The sequence below is a fragment of the Pseudomonas sp. E45-MNA-CIBAN-0222 genome (assembly GCF_040310405.1).
GTDB classification, from domain to species: Bacteria; Pseudomonadota; Gammaproteobacteria; order Pseudomonadales; family Pseudomonadaceae; genus Stutzerimonas; species Stutzerimonas stutzeri_AC.
Genome location: NZ_JBEOPU010000003.1, coordinates 169,976 through 184,036, shown reverse-complemented (window position 1 = coordinate 184,036; position 14,061 = coordinate 169,976). Strand labels below are relative to the sequence as shown.

General features: G+C 56.6%; 15 protein-coding genes, 2 tRNA genes and 2 pseudogenes. 7 read left to right on the top strand and 12 right to left on the bottom strand.

Annotation, left to right across the window (positions count from 1 at the left end):
- Positions 1-21 precede the first annotated feature (21 nt).
- The 5 genes from AAEZ08_RS06415 to AAEZ08_RS06395 are packed head-to-tail and all read right to left on the bottom strand — an operon-like array spanning position 22 to position 3,428.
- Positions 22-1,038, bottom strand: a complete 1,017-nt coding sequence (locus AAEZ08_RS06415) for a methyltransferase (RefSeq protein ID WP_313552530.1) — start codon at positions 1,036-1,038, stop codon at positions 22-24.
- 26 nt (positions 1,039-1,064) lie between these two features.
- Positions 1,065-1,715 (bottom strand): GTP cyclohydrolase II RibA, encoded by a 651-nt coding sequence (gene ribA / locus AAEZ08_RS06410; RefSeq protein ID WP_500123930.1) that lies wholly within the window; start codon positions 1,713-1,715, stop codon positions 1,065-1,067.
- 30 nt (positions 1,716-1,745) lie between these two features.
- On the bottom strand, positions 1,746-2,723 hold the full coding sequence (locus AAEZ08_RS06405; protein WP_500123973.1) for a DUF6687 family protein: 978 nt from the start codon (positions 2,721-2,723) through the stop codon (positions 1,746-1,748).
- Positions 2,724-2,729: 6 nt separating this feature from the next.
- Positions 2,730-3,017 (bottom strand): hypothetical protein, encoded by a 288-nt coding sequence (locus AAEZ08_RS06400; RefSeq protein ID WP_313552525.1) that lies wholly within the window; start codon positions 3,015-3,017, stop codon positions 2,730-2,732.
- Between the two features lie 3 nt (positions 3,018-3,020).
- Positions 3,021-3,428, bottom strand: a complete 408-nt coding sequence (locus tag AAEZ08_RS06395; protein WP_313552523.1) for a VOC family protein — start codon at positions 3,426-3,428, stop codon at positions 3,021-3,023.
- A gap of 523 nt (positions 3,429-3,951) precedes the next feature.
- On the opposite strand from AAEZ08_RS06395, the pseudogene AAEZ08_RS06390 reads away from it, so the two are divergent.
- From AAEZ08_RS06390 to AAEZ08_RS06375, 4 genes and pseudogenes are all read left to right on the top strand, one after another.
- Positions 3,952-4,176, top strand: a pseudogene (locus AAEZ08_RS06390) (transposase); the annotation flags it as partial.
- Positions 4,177-4,233: pseudogene (locus AAEZ08_RS06385) on the top strand (hypothetical protein); the annotation flags it as partial. It abuts the pseudogene before it with no gap.
- 14 nt (positions 4,234-4,247) lie between these two features.
- Entirely contained in the window at positions 4,248-5,462 is a 1,215-nt protein-coding gene (locus AAEZ08_RS06380) for an Arm DNA-binding domain-containing protein (protein WP_500123929.1), read from the top strand.
- Between the two features lie 73 nt (positions 5,463-5,535).
- A tRNA-Gln gene (locus tag AAEZ08_RS06375) sits at positions 5,536-5,637 on the top strand.
- Here the strand turns inward: AAEZ08_RS06375 and AAEZ08_RS06370 are convergent.
- The 4 genes from AAEZ08_RS06370 to dapA form a co-directional block, all read right to left on the bottom strand.
- Positions 5,563-5,652: transfer RNA gene (locus tag AAEZ08_RS06370), tRNA-Ser, on the bottom strand. The two genes, AAEZ08_RS06375 and AAEZ08_RS06370, sit on opposite strands and share 75 nt — an antisense overlap.
- Positions 5,653-5,762: 110 nt before the next feature.
- Positions 5,763-6,632, bottom strand: a complete 870-nt coding sequence (locus AAEZ08_RS06365; RefSeq protein ID WP_500123928.1) for a phosphoribosylaminoimidazolesuccinocarboxamide synthase — start codon at positions 6,630-6,632, stop codon at positions 5,763-5,765.
- 93 nt (positions 6,633-6,725) lie between these two features.
- Positions 6,726-7,826 carry an NlpB/DapX family lipoprotein gene (gene bamC / locus AAEZ08_RS06360; protein ID WP_500123927.1) on the bottom strand — a complete coding sequence of 367 codons (1,101 nt, stop codon included), beginning with the start codon at positions 7,824-7,826 and terminating at the stop codon, positions 6,726-6,728.
- Between the two features lie 16 nt (positions 7,827-7,842).
- The gene (gene dapA / locus AAEZ08_RS06355; protein ID WP_500123926.1) at positions 7,843-8,721 is read right to left on the bottom strand and encodes a 4-hydroxy-tetrahydrodipicolinate synthase; all 879 of its coding nucleotides are present in this window, start codon (positions 8,719-8,721) and stop codon (positions 7,843-7,845) included.
- Positions 8,722-8,947: 226 nt separating this feature from the next.
- On the opposite strand from dapA, the gene AAEZ08_RS06350 reads away from it, so the two are divergent.
- The gene (locus AAEZ08_RS06350) at positions 8,948-9,508 is read left to right on the top strand and encodes a glycine cleavage system transcriptional repressor (RefSeq protein WP_041014606.1); all 561 of its coding nucleotides are present in this window, start codon (positions 8,948-8,950) and stop codon (positions 9,506-9,508) included.
- 20 nt (positions 9,509-9,528) lie between these two features.
- On the top strand, positions 9,529-10,002 hold the full coding sequence (locus AAEZ08_RS06345) for a peroxiredoxin (RefSeq protein ID WP_181066061.1): 474 nt from the start codon (positions 9,529-9,531) through the stop codon (positions 10,000-10,002).
- 31 nt (positions 10,003-10,033) lie between these two features.
- Here AAEZ08_RS06345 and AAEZ08_RS06340 read toward each other — a convergent pair whose 3' ends face one another.
- Positions 10,034-11,110, bottom strand: a complete 1,077-nt coding sequence (locus tag AAEZ08_RS06340; protein WP_003280327.1) for an AI-2E family transporter — start codon at positions 11,108-11,110, stop codon at positions 10,034-10,036.
- Positions 11,111-11,132: 22 nt separating this feature from the next.
- On the bottom strand, positions 11,133-11,384 hold the full coding sequence (locus AAEZ08_RS06335) for a sulfurtransferase TusA family protein (protein ID WP_003280326.1): 252 nt from the start codon (positions 11,382-11,384) through the stop codon (positions 11,133-11,135).
- Between the two features lie 110 nt (positions 11,385-11,494).
- Between AAEZ08_RS06335 and AAEZ08_RS06330 the strand changes: the two genes are divergently transcribed.
- Positions 11,495-12,925: a M48 family metalloprotease gene (locus AAEZ08_RS06330; protein WP_003280324.1), complete on the top strand. Its 1,431-nt coding sequence runs from the start codon at positions 11,495-11,497 to the stop codon at positions 12,923-12,925.
- A 39-nt stretch (positions 12,926-12,964) separates the two neighbouring features.
- Here the strand turns inward: AAEZ08_RS06330 and nadA are convergent, their stop codons facing one another.
- Positions 12,965-14,023, bottom strand: a complete 1,059-nt coding sequence (nadA, locus tag AAEZ08_RS06325) for a quinolinate synthase NadA (protein WP_003280323.1) — start codon at positions 14,021-14,023, stop codon at positions 12,965-12,967.
- Positions 14,024-14,061: the final 38 nt, after the last annotated feature.

The window sequence follows — 14,061 nt, the reverse complement described above, 5'->3', positions numbered from 1 at the left end:
AGGGTCTATCCTTGAGAGAGGTTATGCCCGAGTAGCAATGAGCGTGAAATCTTCGTTGTCCCATCCACAGGCTTCTAATCGAACTGAACACCCGTAATGTTCGAGGATATGAGATATCCAGGGAATGCTGTGCAACTGTCCCTTGCTGTTGTTCACCATCAAGTAAAATGAAAACAGTGCCGAGTCGTGAGGCATGTAACCGTTTGCTTTTAATATCTGGTCAATCACAATAAGCGTGCCGTTTGGCCGGAGCATTTCGACAGACTTCACAAGAATTCTTTCGGCTTGGTCAGGGTTGAAATGGTGTAGCACATGATTAATCATCACAACATCAGCAAGGGTACTGCATTGGTATAAATCAACATATAAATCGCAGACCTTGAAGCTGGCCTGGTCAGAAACGCTATGACGTTTAAAATTATGCTCTGCCTCTTGACGGGCTGACTCTAAATCCCATACTTCCCCCCGTAAGTTACGGTGCTCCTTGCACAGAGTGGCAATATGCAAGCCATGTCCCCCACCCAAATCGACAACTAACTTTGCCTGATTCCAGACTTCTAGATCAGTAAGCGCTTTGACGTTTCCATCACATACTTGGGACATGGCAGCTTGGAATAGAGCCGTAAATCCATCGTTTTCTATGCTACCGAGTAGCTGTTGACCTTCAACATGCCCGTCTTGGGACATTATTTCTGGAAGTCTTTTCCACACATCCCACTGCCGCCGTAATACCTCGACATAGCTACCAATATAATGGCTGCTACCGACTACTAATCTTTTACGAACACTTGCTGTGTCTTGGTAAAGATGCTCGCTCTTTAAAGCAAGCCCCAGTGCACACAGTGCGTTCAGCAGAACGTTAGCTTTCCTTTCTACCCAATTAAACTTACTCGCAACATCACTTGCGCTTCTCGGCGTGACAAGGTAATCAAAAAGCCCTACCCGGTGTGCAAAATGCAGAAGAGCGGCATCACGATGGATCTCTGCCATAGCGAAAATCGCATCCTCGGAAACTCCTTGATCGATTTTTCTGTCCATCCTGTTCTCACTCCAAAGAAGTTCAATTAGGTATTTTCTGCGAGCCCGACCAGTTTATGTCCACTTAAGTACTTAGTGAAGAGGTACTTTTTGTTGAATTTATTTATATGTGTTTTTGTCGAAATACGCTGAACGACGTCGATACCATGCGCGGTAAGCTGAGCAGCTTTGTCCGGGTTATTAGATAGCAGCAGAATCCGAAGGATACCCATAGCTTTAAGCATCCCTGCAGCGACGTCATACTCTCTAGCATCTTGAGGAAACCCAATACGCTGATTAGCGGCAAAAGTATCAAGCCCCTCATTTTGCTGTAAGGCGTAAGCTTCAAGCTTGTTATAAAGACCTATACCTCGCCCCTCTTGACGCAAATACAAGAGCACACCACCGAGCCTTTCAAGTGTTGAGATTGACTCATGCAATTGAGCCTGACAATCGCAAAGAAAAGAGCCGAATATATCTCCAGTCAGGCACTCGGAATGCAGTCTTACCAAGACCGGCTCATTTAGTGACGGCTCGCCAAAGGTAACTGCGAGATGTTCTTTTTTATCGACAACCCCATCAAAAGCAGTAAATAGTTTGGGCTTTTCGTCTTGGCGTATCCTCCCTATAGGATTGAATGGAATCATCGTTGTGGAGCGCACGCGCACCTCATCTGCTCTAGTACTCTCGCGTTTCATCATCGCCCTCTGATTCAGACCAAACTTGAGTTAAAGTTCCATTGGATGCCAAGCGCCTGGCGCAGCTGTTAGGTAAGCCGTTACGTCATGAATAAATTCATCCTGAGTTAGTGAACTGGTTCCACCTGATTTCACTGCCAAGACGGGGGCAACATATTGAACGCCGTCGTACTCCCAAACTGCTTGATCCTGCTCTGTCAGCCAAACGCAAAGCGGAGCGAGGTCCTGGCGTGGTCTAACATCTCGGCTCACAAATTGAATCCAACTTTCATATCTCTGTATCAAGCGATAGTGTTCACCCATCATTATTGCGACCGTGGCTCCTTTAGCGACACGGTGGATCGCGAATGCGTCAAACCCTAGATATGAGGTGTCTCCATCGAGAAGATGTGCTTTTTGACTGCGTATAATGGTCAGATCGAGTTCGGGGCGTTCAGTAACTTCCACGCTGCTATCACTGAGCAGCGCCATTGATCGTGCATAGAGTAACTCGCCATCCTGCCAGCAATCTTTGAGGCGATTGGGGTGAAGAACAATTTCACCTAAACGTGGCAGTAGATTATCGAACACAAGGGAATGGCGATCACTCATCGCAACGCCCTTGAAGTCAGTCCCCATGGGGGACCGACTTTCATCGACCCAGAACTCCAACGCCCGAGCCAGCTTCCGAACTTCGTCATTGTGTGAGGACTCAAAATCCCCTGCGAAAGCCAACTCTATCCAGAACGAGGGATTGGAAAGCACAATTTCCGGAGAGCTAAACGCATACACCGAAATCAGTGCATCTACGTCGTAGTGAGACGCCGTTACCCAGGGCGCTAGAGATAGACCTTGCGACATAGAAAGGTATTTAATAGCCATCTCTGCGGATGTATCCGCACGATACTCTGGACTGCAGTAGACTGATGGCCAGTGAGAAAGCGTTAATACTGTTCCATCCCGTGGCGCTGAGTCGACTACAATATTGGCATCGGCCCAATCTGAGTAATATGGCCTGTAAGCAGTCATCATCCGTCAGCCCTCAAACACTGATTGGTAAATAAGTTCGATTCTTCGGTCCACACCCCGTCCGACCTGCACACGGCTGAGAGCAGCGCGACGATAGTCGTGAGCATCATGTGCTACAGCACCAGCCCCACCAACCACGGTGGCCAAATCAAAAACTGCGGAAAAATCCGGGCTTTTAATTGAGATCACTCGCCCTCCAACATGTCGCCATAAATATTTTCGCAATTGCTCGATGAGGTCAGCATCGACTCGAACAGGCGATCCGTTATCAACCTTTAAATAGGTATGTTGCATTTCTTACTCCGGACTATAGATTTCAATGGTCAGACCATCAGGGTCCTGAAAGTAGACGGCAACACGATCGCTGTCAGGCTCGACATAAATCCCTGCTTCGGGATTGTTTCCTTTAATTAGAGAAATCCCGTGTCTTCGCAAATGCTCAGCCCAGGCAAAGACGTTCTCTCGAGTTGTACGCAGGCCGAAGTGCACTCGTTCGTCAATACCGCTCCAGTTTTCATCCTGCTCAATGTAGAAATCAAAACCATTGAACTCTGCAACTATTTTAGTTTCTGACAAATGGTACACATAACTAAATCCTAGAATAGTCCTATAAAACCCCCAAGATTCCTCTAAATTCTTTACAAGAATATTTAGATGGCAGATTTTTGTCTGCATGGCCATATCAGCAAAAAAAGCAGTATCCATATAATTTTCTCTGAGTTGACGAGCGCATTTCACTACCCCCAATTTTTTGGCAAGAAAACTGCGCCCACGTGATCAGAACTTCAGCTACCCCTGGAGATTGTCTGAAGTAATCCTGTATTTCCGGCCAACTTCAACCCCCGCCGATTTTAAAGCGGCGACTCGACCAAAAGCGATCAATTCATCCGCACATTTCTGCGCTTTTATCCGCCGCAATTACCTCGCAGCAGCCATTTCCTACATTACAGGCGCACCTCTCCCGTATTTGCCATTCACAAATAGTTATTTACAATTAGTCCAGGATATTTCAGTGCAACTAAAAACTATCTAGCTATAAACGACTTCGTTTACTTACGTGATCTGATTGAGTTCCATTGTTAAAGGTGGGAGCGCTATACATCAAAAGGAAAAAATGCACAGGTGTCATGAGTTTTACTCATGCATGGCCTATCGCTACTATAGAAACTCTGAAGAAGACTTCCTGATTTGGCAAAATGCCCAGACTGTCCACACGCCCGAGTTTCCGATGAAGCAGATGACCTTTGCTGACGCCGAGTACGCCGGTAAGCGCAAGCAGACCCGCAAGGAATTGTTCCTGATCGAGATGGATCGGGTTGTGCCATGGAAGGGTTTGATTGCCTTGATCGAGCCGCACTACCCAAAGGGAGAAGGCGGCCGACCAGCCTATCCGCTGATGGCGATGCTGCGTGTCCAATGGCTGGAAGGGAAGCACTGGCGAAAAGACCCGGCCAACCGAGTCGTCTACAACAGAAGGGAGATTGAGGCATGGATGGGGGGCCAGTTATAAAGCTACCGCCCGGCGTGGAGATCAACGGGAAGCAACTGCGCATCTCGTTCATGCTCCACGGCCAGCGGTGCCGGGAGCCGCTGCCAGGCGTATCGAAGATCAACAAGGCGTCGATCGCCTACGCCGACAACAAGCGCCGCACGATACTGGCCGAGATCAAGGAGGGGCGATTCGACTACGCGGCGCATTTCCCGGAATCGCCGCGAGCAGTGTTCTTCTCTGGATCGGGCGGACCCAACACTAGGCGGACGGTCAAGGAAGGGATCGACCGCTGGCTTGAGGTGATGCGGGCACGCAAGGCCGAGAGCACGGTGATCAACTACGCCAGCAAGGCCAGGCGAGTCGATGAGAAATTCGGCAAGCGCCGGATCGTGGACATCAGCAAGAGCGATCTCGAGTTGTTCCAGGCGCAGCTTCTGAAATCCGGCCTGGCACCGAAGACCGTCAATGATGTGTTCACCGTGGTTCGTGGCGTTTGGGCCGATGCGTTCGGCGACGGGATCTTGAAGGCGAACCCGCTGGACCGGATCACCAACGTCGATACGGACAGCGAGATTGAGCACGCCGACCCGTTCAGCCGCGAGGAAATCGAGCAGATCGCCAAGGCCGACCCGGAGCGGATGACCGACGTGCGGATGGTCCTATTCAACTGCTGGGCCGGGCTGAGCCTGTCAGAGATCGTGGCGCTGGCGATTGAAGACCTGGACCTTGATGCGGGAATCGTCAATGTGCGGCGCGCCCTGGTCGTGGGCGACTACAAGGTGCCGAAGGAGCGCAGCCGCACACGAACGGTCGAACTGATCGACCCGGCGCTTGAGCTGCTGCGGCAGGTACTGGAAGACGCCAAAGGATCGGAGCCGATCAAGATCGAGGTGGTCCAGCGCGACAACGTGACGAGAAGGAAGGAGACGATCACACCACTGTTTCGCAACTCAGCAAGTGGCGTCGTCTGGAATGGCAAGACCGTGAGCAAGTGGTTCACGGCGCATCTGAAGAAAGCTGGCGTCCGCCATCGTGGCGCCAATCAGTGTCGGCACACGTTTGCCAGCCAAGCCCTATCGAGCTATGTCCCGGTCGAGTGGGTAGCCCGGCAGCTTGGGCACACCGACACAACTATGGTGAAGAAGCACTACGGCCGATGGATACCGACAGACACCAAAAGCATGGCTGGCATCGTATCTGAAATGATGGGGTTCAGGACGGCGCAAAGCGGCGCTGAACGGCCTTGAATGTGCCGTTTTTGTCCTAAATTTGTCCTAAACGGAGCGCCGAAAACTGAGAAGCCCCGCTGCAGGCTTAGTGCGGCGGGGCTTCCAGTGTTTCAAATAGTGGCGGAGAGATAGGGATTTGAACCCTAGGTACCCGCGAGGGTACAACGGATTTCGAATCCGTCCCGTTCGGCCACTCCGGCATCTCTCCAGCGGCGCGCATCATAGCAGCTGGAGCAGGTTTGTCGAACCCCAACTGCGCAGATTTTTACCGTTTTTCAGCCTCTTGCAGTTTCCACTACCAGACTCCGGCAAATCTGGTCAGGCGGTCAGGCGGGTAAGTGCCTCGCGGTACTTGTCAGCGGTTTTCTGCGCGACATCTGCCGGTACGGCAGGCGCTGGAGGCTGCTTGTTCCAGCCGGTGGACTCCAGCCAATCGCGAACGAACTGCTTGTCGAAGCTCGGCGGGTTCTTGCCTTCTTCGTAGCTATCGGCCGGCCAGAAACGGCTGGAGTCGGGTGTCAGCACTTCATCCATCAGGGTCAGGGTGCCATCTTCATCGAGCCCGAATTCGAACTTGGTATCGGCGATGATGATGCCGCGGGTGGCCGCGTACTCGACCGCAGCGCTGTAGAGTGCGATGGAAACGTCTCGCACCTGGGCGGCCAGCTCGCTACCGATAATGGCTTCGCATTGCTCGAACGAGATGTTCTCGTCGTGATCGCCTACAGCGGCCTTGGTCGAGGGCGTGAAGATCGGCTGCGGCAGCTTGGCAGCTTCTTTCAGGCCGGCTGGCAACTGGATACCGCAGACGGTGCCGCTCTTCTGGTATTCCTTCCAGCCAGAGCCAACGATGTAGCCACGAACGATGGCCTCCACTGCTACGGGCTTGAGGCGCTTGGCGACCACGGCCCGCCCCTCTACGAGAGGCAACTCGGCGGCCGGCACCACGTCTTCGACCTTGTCTCCGGTGAAGTGGTTAGGGATCAGGCCGTTGAGCTTTTCGAACCAGAAGTTGGAGATGGCGGTGAGGATCTTGCCCTTCTCCGGAATCGGCTCGGCAAGAATGACGTCGAACGCCGAAAGGCGATCGGTGGCGACCATGAGCATGCGTTTGTCGTCGATCTCGTAGAGATCACGAACCTTGCCCGAATAGATCTTCTTCAGGCTGAGGGCGTTGGGAGTGGTCATACGAAACTTCCGCAGTTGGCAGGTCAGCAGAAACGAAACAGGCGAAACCATGAGGTTTCGCCTATCCGTGTCGTGTTACAGGGCAGCTTGCGCTTAACCCAGGTTGTCCTTGATCTGACTGAGCACCCGGCGTGCGACGTCCGCCGGTGCAACGCTGTCGATGCTCTTGTCGAGCGTCACCTGGACGCCATTACCGACACGTGTCAGGCGCAGCTGGTAGCGCTCGGCCCGTGCTTCGATCTCGTCCTTATCAGGCGAACCACCGAACAGGCGGCTGAAGAACCCTGGCTTGTCATCCGGGTCGTTGGCGCGCTCGCTGAGGTTCACGTAGTAAACACCGAGGCTGCGATCAAGATCGTCGACTCGCACGTCCGCTGCTTGAAGCGCACGACCGATACTGGACCAGGCGCGGTCGAAGTCGCTGTCCAGCTGCAGCAGTGGGTTGCCGCTACCGTCTTCGGTCAGGTTTACACGGCTCGGGGCATCGAAGTCCCGCTCGGCCAGCAGCGATACGGAGCCACCTTGGCGGGCGCTACGGTTCAGGCTGACCTGCAGCTCGTCGAGCAGTACCCGGTCGAGCTCCTTGTTGGCTGAGGTTTCCGGCCAGGCAACGTCGGTGCTGCTACCGGCTGGACGCTTGACGCTAACGACGAAGATCTCGCTGGTGTTGCGCTGCACGCCGGGCTCGACACGAACACGTACACGCGTTTCGCCGTCCTGAATGCCCAGGTTGCGCACCAGCGCTTCGTCCAACTGAGAAGCGGTCTGCCAGGCAGTGGCGAACTCGCCAGTCTGGCGGCGTTCGTCAGCGATGCTGAAGCCCTTGTCGGTGAAGAACTGGCGCGCGGCGATCCATACCTGCGATGGCGCGTACTGCGCTACCAGCCAGCGGGAATCCCCTGACGACTGCACGCTGAAATTGCTGACGTCCGCTGCCACCTGAAGGCGCTGGGGACGTGGCACTTCGTATTTGCCGGTGCTGGTGCTGTCGGCAACCTGGCGCGGTACCGGCAGCAGTGGGTCGAGCGGGCGGGTCTCGCCATCGATTGCCACCTGCATCGGCGCGGTCTGGCGCGCCGAAAGGTAGTCGCTACCGCGGTCGCGGAAGTATCCATCGTCGCCCCACAGCCAGCCGCAGCCACTGGTTGCAGAGATCATCAGGGCAAGGGTCGAGAGTCCGGCCAGTCGCTTCATGCGTATTCCTTTGTTATTAAGCCAGTACGCCGGTTTGGCGCATTGCCTGGCGTAGCGGTTCCTGGAAGCCCTGACTCAGCCAGGTCAGCGGCAGACGGATGCCATTGCCCATCAGGCCCATCTCGTGCAATGCCCACTTGACCGGGATTGGGTTGGCTTCCAGAAACAGAGCGCGATGCAGTGGCATCAAACGCTCGTTGATCGCACGGGCAGTGTCGGCATCACCCGCCATTGCCGCGGCGCAGAGGTCGCTCATGGCGCGCGGCGCCACGTTCGCTGTCACGGAGATATTGCCCTTGCCGCCCATCAGCATGAGTTCGACGGCGGTGGGATCATCGCCCGAATAGACGAGAAAATCCTTGCTGACGCGATCCAGGACTTCCTGGCCGCGCTTGAGATCGCCCGTGGCTTCTTTGATACCGATGATGTTGGATATCTTGGACAGGCGCTCGACGGTATCCGGCAGCATGTCGCACACCGTACGACCAGGCACGTTGTAGAGGATCTGCGGGATCGCTACTGCTTCCGCAATGTGCTTGAAGTGCAGATACAGGCCTTCCTGGGTTGGCTTGTTGTAGTACGGGGTCACGAGCAGGCAGGCGTCTGCGCCAGCGGTCTTGGCGTTCTCGGTCAGCTCGACGGCTTCGCTGGTGGAGTTGGCGCCCGTACCGGCGATGACCGGAATCCGGCCATTGACCTGGTCGACGACGCGCCGGATCACTTCGATGTGCTCGGCGACGCTAAGCGTGGCCGACTCACCGGTAGTCCCGACAGCAACGATTGCATTGGTGCCTTCCTGCAAGTGGAAGTCCACCAGTTTGCTCAGGCTGTCCCAGTCCAGACCGCCCTGCGCATCCATGGGCGTGACCAGCGCCACCATACTGCCCGCAATCATGCAACCACTCCTGCCGGAATAATAAAAAGAGGCGTAATGGTACAAGGCTCCCCAGCGCTTTGCGAGTAGCCTGAAGCACGCTGCACAAAGCCGATGGGGACCAGGCGCCGAGCCCTCGCCACGGGGGCCATTTGGCAGTGCGCATTCCCTCTGCCCTCCGTTTTCGCTACCCTTAGCCGTTTTCGGCTTGGCTGGCCGACCGATTCACCACCGCCAGGAATGCTGCATGTCCACCCCCCCTCTACCCCGCGAACAATTTCTCGTCATCAGCGCGCTCGGCGCCAACCCGATGGAGCTGACCAACGTGCTCTGCCGGGCCGCCAACGAGAATCGCTGCGCGGTTGTCAGCACGCGGCTGACCCGCCACGGCGAATGCAGTGCGCTGGTTCTGGAAGTCACTGGCAGCTGGGACGCATTGGCCCGGATGGAAACGACCCTGCCGGGGCTTGCAAAGAAGCACGCCTTCACCGCCAACGTGGTGCGCAGCGAGGCGCTGGAAAACCGCCCGCAGGCACTGCCCTACGTCGCTTATGTGAGCGCCGCCTTTCGTCCCGACATCCTCAATGAGCTGTGCCAGTTCTTCATCGACCATCGCGTCGAACTGGAGAGCCTGACCTGCGATACCTATCAGGCACCGCAGACCGGCGGGACCATGCTTAACGCCACACTGACCGTCACGCTTCCAGCCGGCACCCAGATCAGCTGGCTACGCGACCAGTTCCTCGATTTTGCTGATGCGCTCAACCTCGATGCACTGATCGAGCCTTGGCGCCCGCAGAATCCTTAAGACCAGTATCAGGAGCCAACATGGCCGTTGAAATCGACCGTCCCGTTCCTTCCTTCCAGGCCCAGGCCACGAGCGGTCAATTGATCGATCTCGAGTCGCTGGCTGGCAAACAGGTGGTGCTGTACTTCTACCCGAAGGACAACACGCCCGGCTGCACGACCGAGGGACAAGGTTTTCGCGATCAACATGGGGCGTTTCTCGCAGCGAACACGCTGGTGTTTGGCGTATCCCGCGACAGCCTTAAGACTCACGAGAACTTCCGCGCCAAACAGAGCTTCCCATTTGAGCTGATAAGCGACAAGGACGAGCAACTCTGCCAGCTTTTCGACGTCATCAAGCTGAAGAAGCTGTATGGCAAGGAGTATCTCGGCGTGGACCGAAGCACCTTCCTCATCGACCGCAATGGCGTACTGCGGCAGCAGTGGCGCTCAGTGAAAGTGCCCGGCCATGTGGACGCAGTGCTCCAAGCTGCTCAGGCGTTGAACGAAGCATAAAAAGGCTGGCACTGAGCCAGCCTTTTGCACCTCATTCGCTGGGGGGCACTACCACCGCAGCCGGCCCGCGCGGCCAAGCGTAGAGAACGGCCTTGAACAGCGTGGCCAGAGGGATTGCGAAGAAAACACCCCAGAAGCCCCAGAGGCCACCGAAAAGCAGCACCGCACAGATGATCGCAACCGGGTGCAGGTTCACCGCCTCAGAGAACAGCAACGGCACCAGCACGTTGCCGTCCAGGGTCTGGATGATCGCGTAAGCCACCATCAAATAGAAGAACTGGTCACCCAGCCCCCACTGGAATATCCCGATCAGCGCGATCGGTATGGTAACGACAGTGGCGCCGATATAGGGCACCACAACCGACACCCCCACCAGCATCGCCATCAGCGCCGCGTAGTTGAGCCCCAGAGCGGCGAAGACCACATACGACACCACCGCACAGATCAGGATCTCGATCACCTTGCCGCGGATGTAGTTAGCGATCTGCAGATTCATTTCCTGGGAGACCTGCGTGATCAGGCCCCGCTCGCGTGGCAGATAGCCCTTGATCCAGTCACTGATCTGTTGGCGGTCCTTGAGGAAGAAGAACACCAGAATGGGCACCAGTACCAGGTAGATCATCAGCCCGATCAGCAACGGGAGACTGGACAACGACGATGTCAGCACGAGTTGACCGTAACGCCCGATCTCACCACGCATGAAGTCGATGCCACGCAGCACCTGTTCGTCCGTGACCAGTTGCGGGTAGCGCTCAGGCAGCAACAACAGCAGCGATTGCCATTCAACCAGCATGCGTGGCAGCTCATTGAACAGCGTCAGCACCTGCTGCCAGAGCAGCGGCACGATGAACAGCAGGCAAATAACAAGCACACCGATGAACATCAGGAACACTAGCCAGACCGCCAGCGAATGCGGCACGCGCAGGCGCTCCAGAGCAGCTACGAGCCCCTGCATCAGGAAGGCCAGCACCAGACCGGCCAAGACCGGCGCGAGCATCTTGCCCAGCGTTAGCACGGCCGCAAATGCAAGAAACAGCAGAACCGCGAGAACGACCGCCTCCTCATCAGAGAAGTAACGCTGCATCCAACCGCGTAATACCTTGATCATGTAATTCCTCGAAGCAAAATCGTCAGGCCTTGCGCAGCCAATAGCGATAGAGACCGTTCTCGACCTCCTCATGCAACAGCGCATGGCCGGCCAGCTTGGCGAAACTGCGGAAATCCCTTTGCGAACCCGGATCGCTGGCAACGACCTTCAGTACCGCACCGCTGGCCAGCCGGTTAAGTTCCAATTTGGCCTTGAGCAAGGGCATCGGACACTCGAGCCCGACAGCATCCAGTTCGGCATCGCACTCGAGCGACTGCGGTCGTGCTTCAGTCATGGTTCGCCTCCACAGAAAAGCCTCGCAGCATACCTAGCACAGCGGGGCTCTGGCCAGCTGGCTAAGGTCAAGGCTACAGTAGCCGTTCTCACTTCAATGAGCCTGTCTGGATGAAACTGCTGCGCCCTGCTCTCCTCACGCTCACCTGCCTGCTCGTCCAACCCGTGTGGGCCAACGATCTGCCTTCCCTAGGCGATGCCAGCTCCGGCATCGTCTCGCCGGAGCAGGAACACCAACTCGGCCGCGCATGGCTCAGCCTGCTACGTGGACAGGTCAGGCAGCTTTCAGATCCGCAACTCAAGGACTACGTCGAAAGCAGCGTGTACCGCCTTGCCGAAACCAGTCAGCTGCAGGATCGCCGCCTGGAATTCGTACTGCTGGACAGTCCTCAGCTGAACGCCTTTGCCGCTCCCGGAGGAATTATCGGCGTCAATGGCGGCCTGTTCATCCATGCACAAACCGAGGCCGAATACGCCTCGGTGATGGCACACGAATTGGCGCACCTTTCGCAACGCCACTTTGCCCGAGGCCTTGAAGCGCAGCAGCGCATGCAGCTGCCGATGATGGCAGCCATGCTGGCCGGCGTCGTAGCCGCAGCGGCCGGCGCAGGGGACGCTGGAATCGCCGCCATCGTTTCTACTCAAGCAGCAGCGATTCAGGCTCAGCGCCGATTTTCCCGGCAGAACGAACAGGAAGCCGACCGTATCGGCATCGTCAACTTGGAGCGGGCCGGATTCGACCCTCGCGCAATGCCTTCAATGTTCGGCCGCCTGATGCGGCAATATCGCTACGACCAAAAGCCCCCGGAGTTTCTGCTGACGCACCCGGTCAGCGAATCGCGCATCGCCGACACAACGAACCGAGCGGAGCAATACCCACAGGGCGGCGCTCAAGACAGCTTGCGTTACCAGTTGATGCGCGCTCGCACTCAGCTGAAGTTTGAAAGCACCCCGGGCGTCGGGGCCAAGCGCTTTCGCGCGATGCTCAACGACAACCCTGAAATGGATGCGGCGCGCTATGGCCTGGCACTCGCACAGATCAAGGCAGGGCAACTCGACGACGCCAGCAGTACCCTGGCACCGCTGCTGACAAAAGCACCGGATGACCTCACCTATAACCTTGCGCAGATCGAGCTGGACATTACTTCCAATCGCCTACAGCAGGCCCAGACGCGCGTGGAGCGCCTGCTGCAGCTGTATCCAGGCAATTATCCCGTGCGCCAGATGCATATTGATCTGTTGATGGAGCGGGGGGAAACGCAGCAGGCCGAGCGCGAGCTCGACAGACTCGTAGACCAGCGCCGACGGGATCCCGATATCTGGTATCAGGTAGCCGAAGTCCGCGGGTTGAGCGGCAACATTGTCGGGCTGCATCAGGCGCGGGCTGAGTACTTCGCACTGGTAGGCGATTACGACCAGGGCATCGAGCAGCTGAACCTGGCCAAACGCCGCGCGAGCAACTTCCAGATTTCCGCACGGATCGACGCGCGCCAGAAACAGCTGATCGATGAAAAGCGCATGATCGACGAAATGCTGCGCTGACTCACCAAAGGCGGCTGAAGGCTCAGCGCAGCCGCGACCTCAGGCGTTGCCTGCCTGTTTCAGACGCGCGGCCTGGGTGAAATCGAGCATCCGCTTGAGTGGCCTGACCGCACGCGGGATGATCGCCGGATCGACAAAGATCTCGTTGCTTCCCGCACGCAGACACTCGAGCGTTCGCTCCAGGGTGTTCATCGCCATCCAGGGGCAATGCGCGCAGCTGCGGCAGCTCGCGCCTTGACCGGCGGTCGGGGCTTCGATGAAGGTCTTTTCAGGGCAAAGCTGCTGCATCTTGTAGAAGATGCCACGATCCGTCGCAACGATGAATGTCTGCTGCGGCAAGGTCTGCGCCGCCTTGATGAGCTGGCTGGTGGACCCTACGGCATCGGCAAGCTCAACCACGGCCTGTGGCGACTCCGGGTGCACGAGAATCGCTGCATCGGGATAAAGGGCTTTCATGTCCGCCAGCTGCTTGGACTTGAACTCCTCATGGACAATACAGGCTCCATCCCAGAGCAGGATGTCCGCACCTGTTTCGCGCTGCACGTAATTGCCAAGGTGTTTGTCCGGCGCCCAGATGATCTTCTCGCCGTTATCCATCAGGCTTTCGACGATCTCCAGCGCACAACTGGATGTCACCACCCAATCAGCACGCGCCTTTACCGCGGCGGAAGTGTTGGCGTAAACCACCACAGTACGCTCCGGATGCTGATCACAGAACGCCGAAAACTCTTCAACTGGGCAACCCAGATCGAGTGAACAGGTTGCTTCCAGCGTCGGCATCAGCACACGCTTTTCGGGGTTGAGAATTTTCGCTGTCTCGCCCATGAACTTGACGCCAGCCACCAGAACGGTCTGCGCCGGATGTTCATTGCCGAAGCGCGCCATCTCCAGGGAGTCGGAGACGCAGCCGCCGGTTTCCTCTGCCAACGCCTGGATTACCGGATCGGTGTAGTAATGCGCCACCAGCACTGCATTCTGGCGCTTCAACTCGGCGGCGATCTCGCCGCGCAGCTGCACTTCCTGCTCAGGCGTGAGCGGCTTGGGCTGCTTGGCCGCCAGGTGAGCCTGTACAAGGATGCGTTCGGGTATCTGCGTCATGGACGGGGCCTGCCAGCACGGGATTGCACAAAACGCCG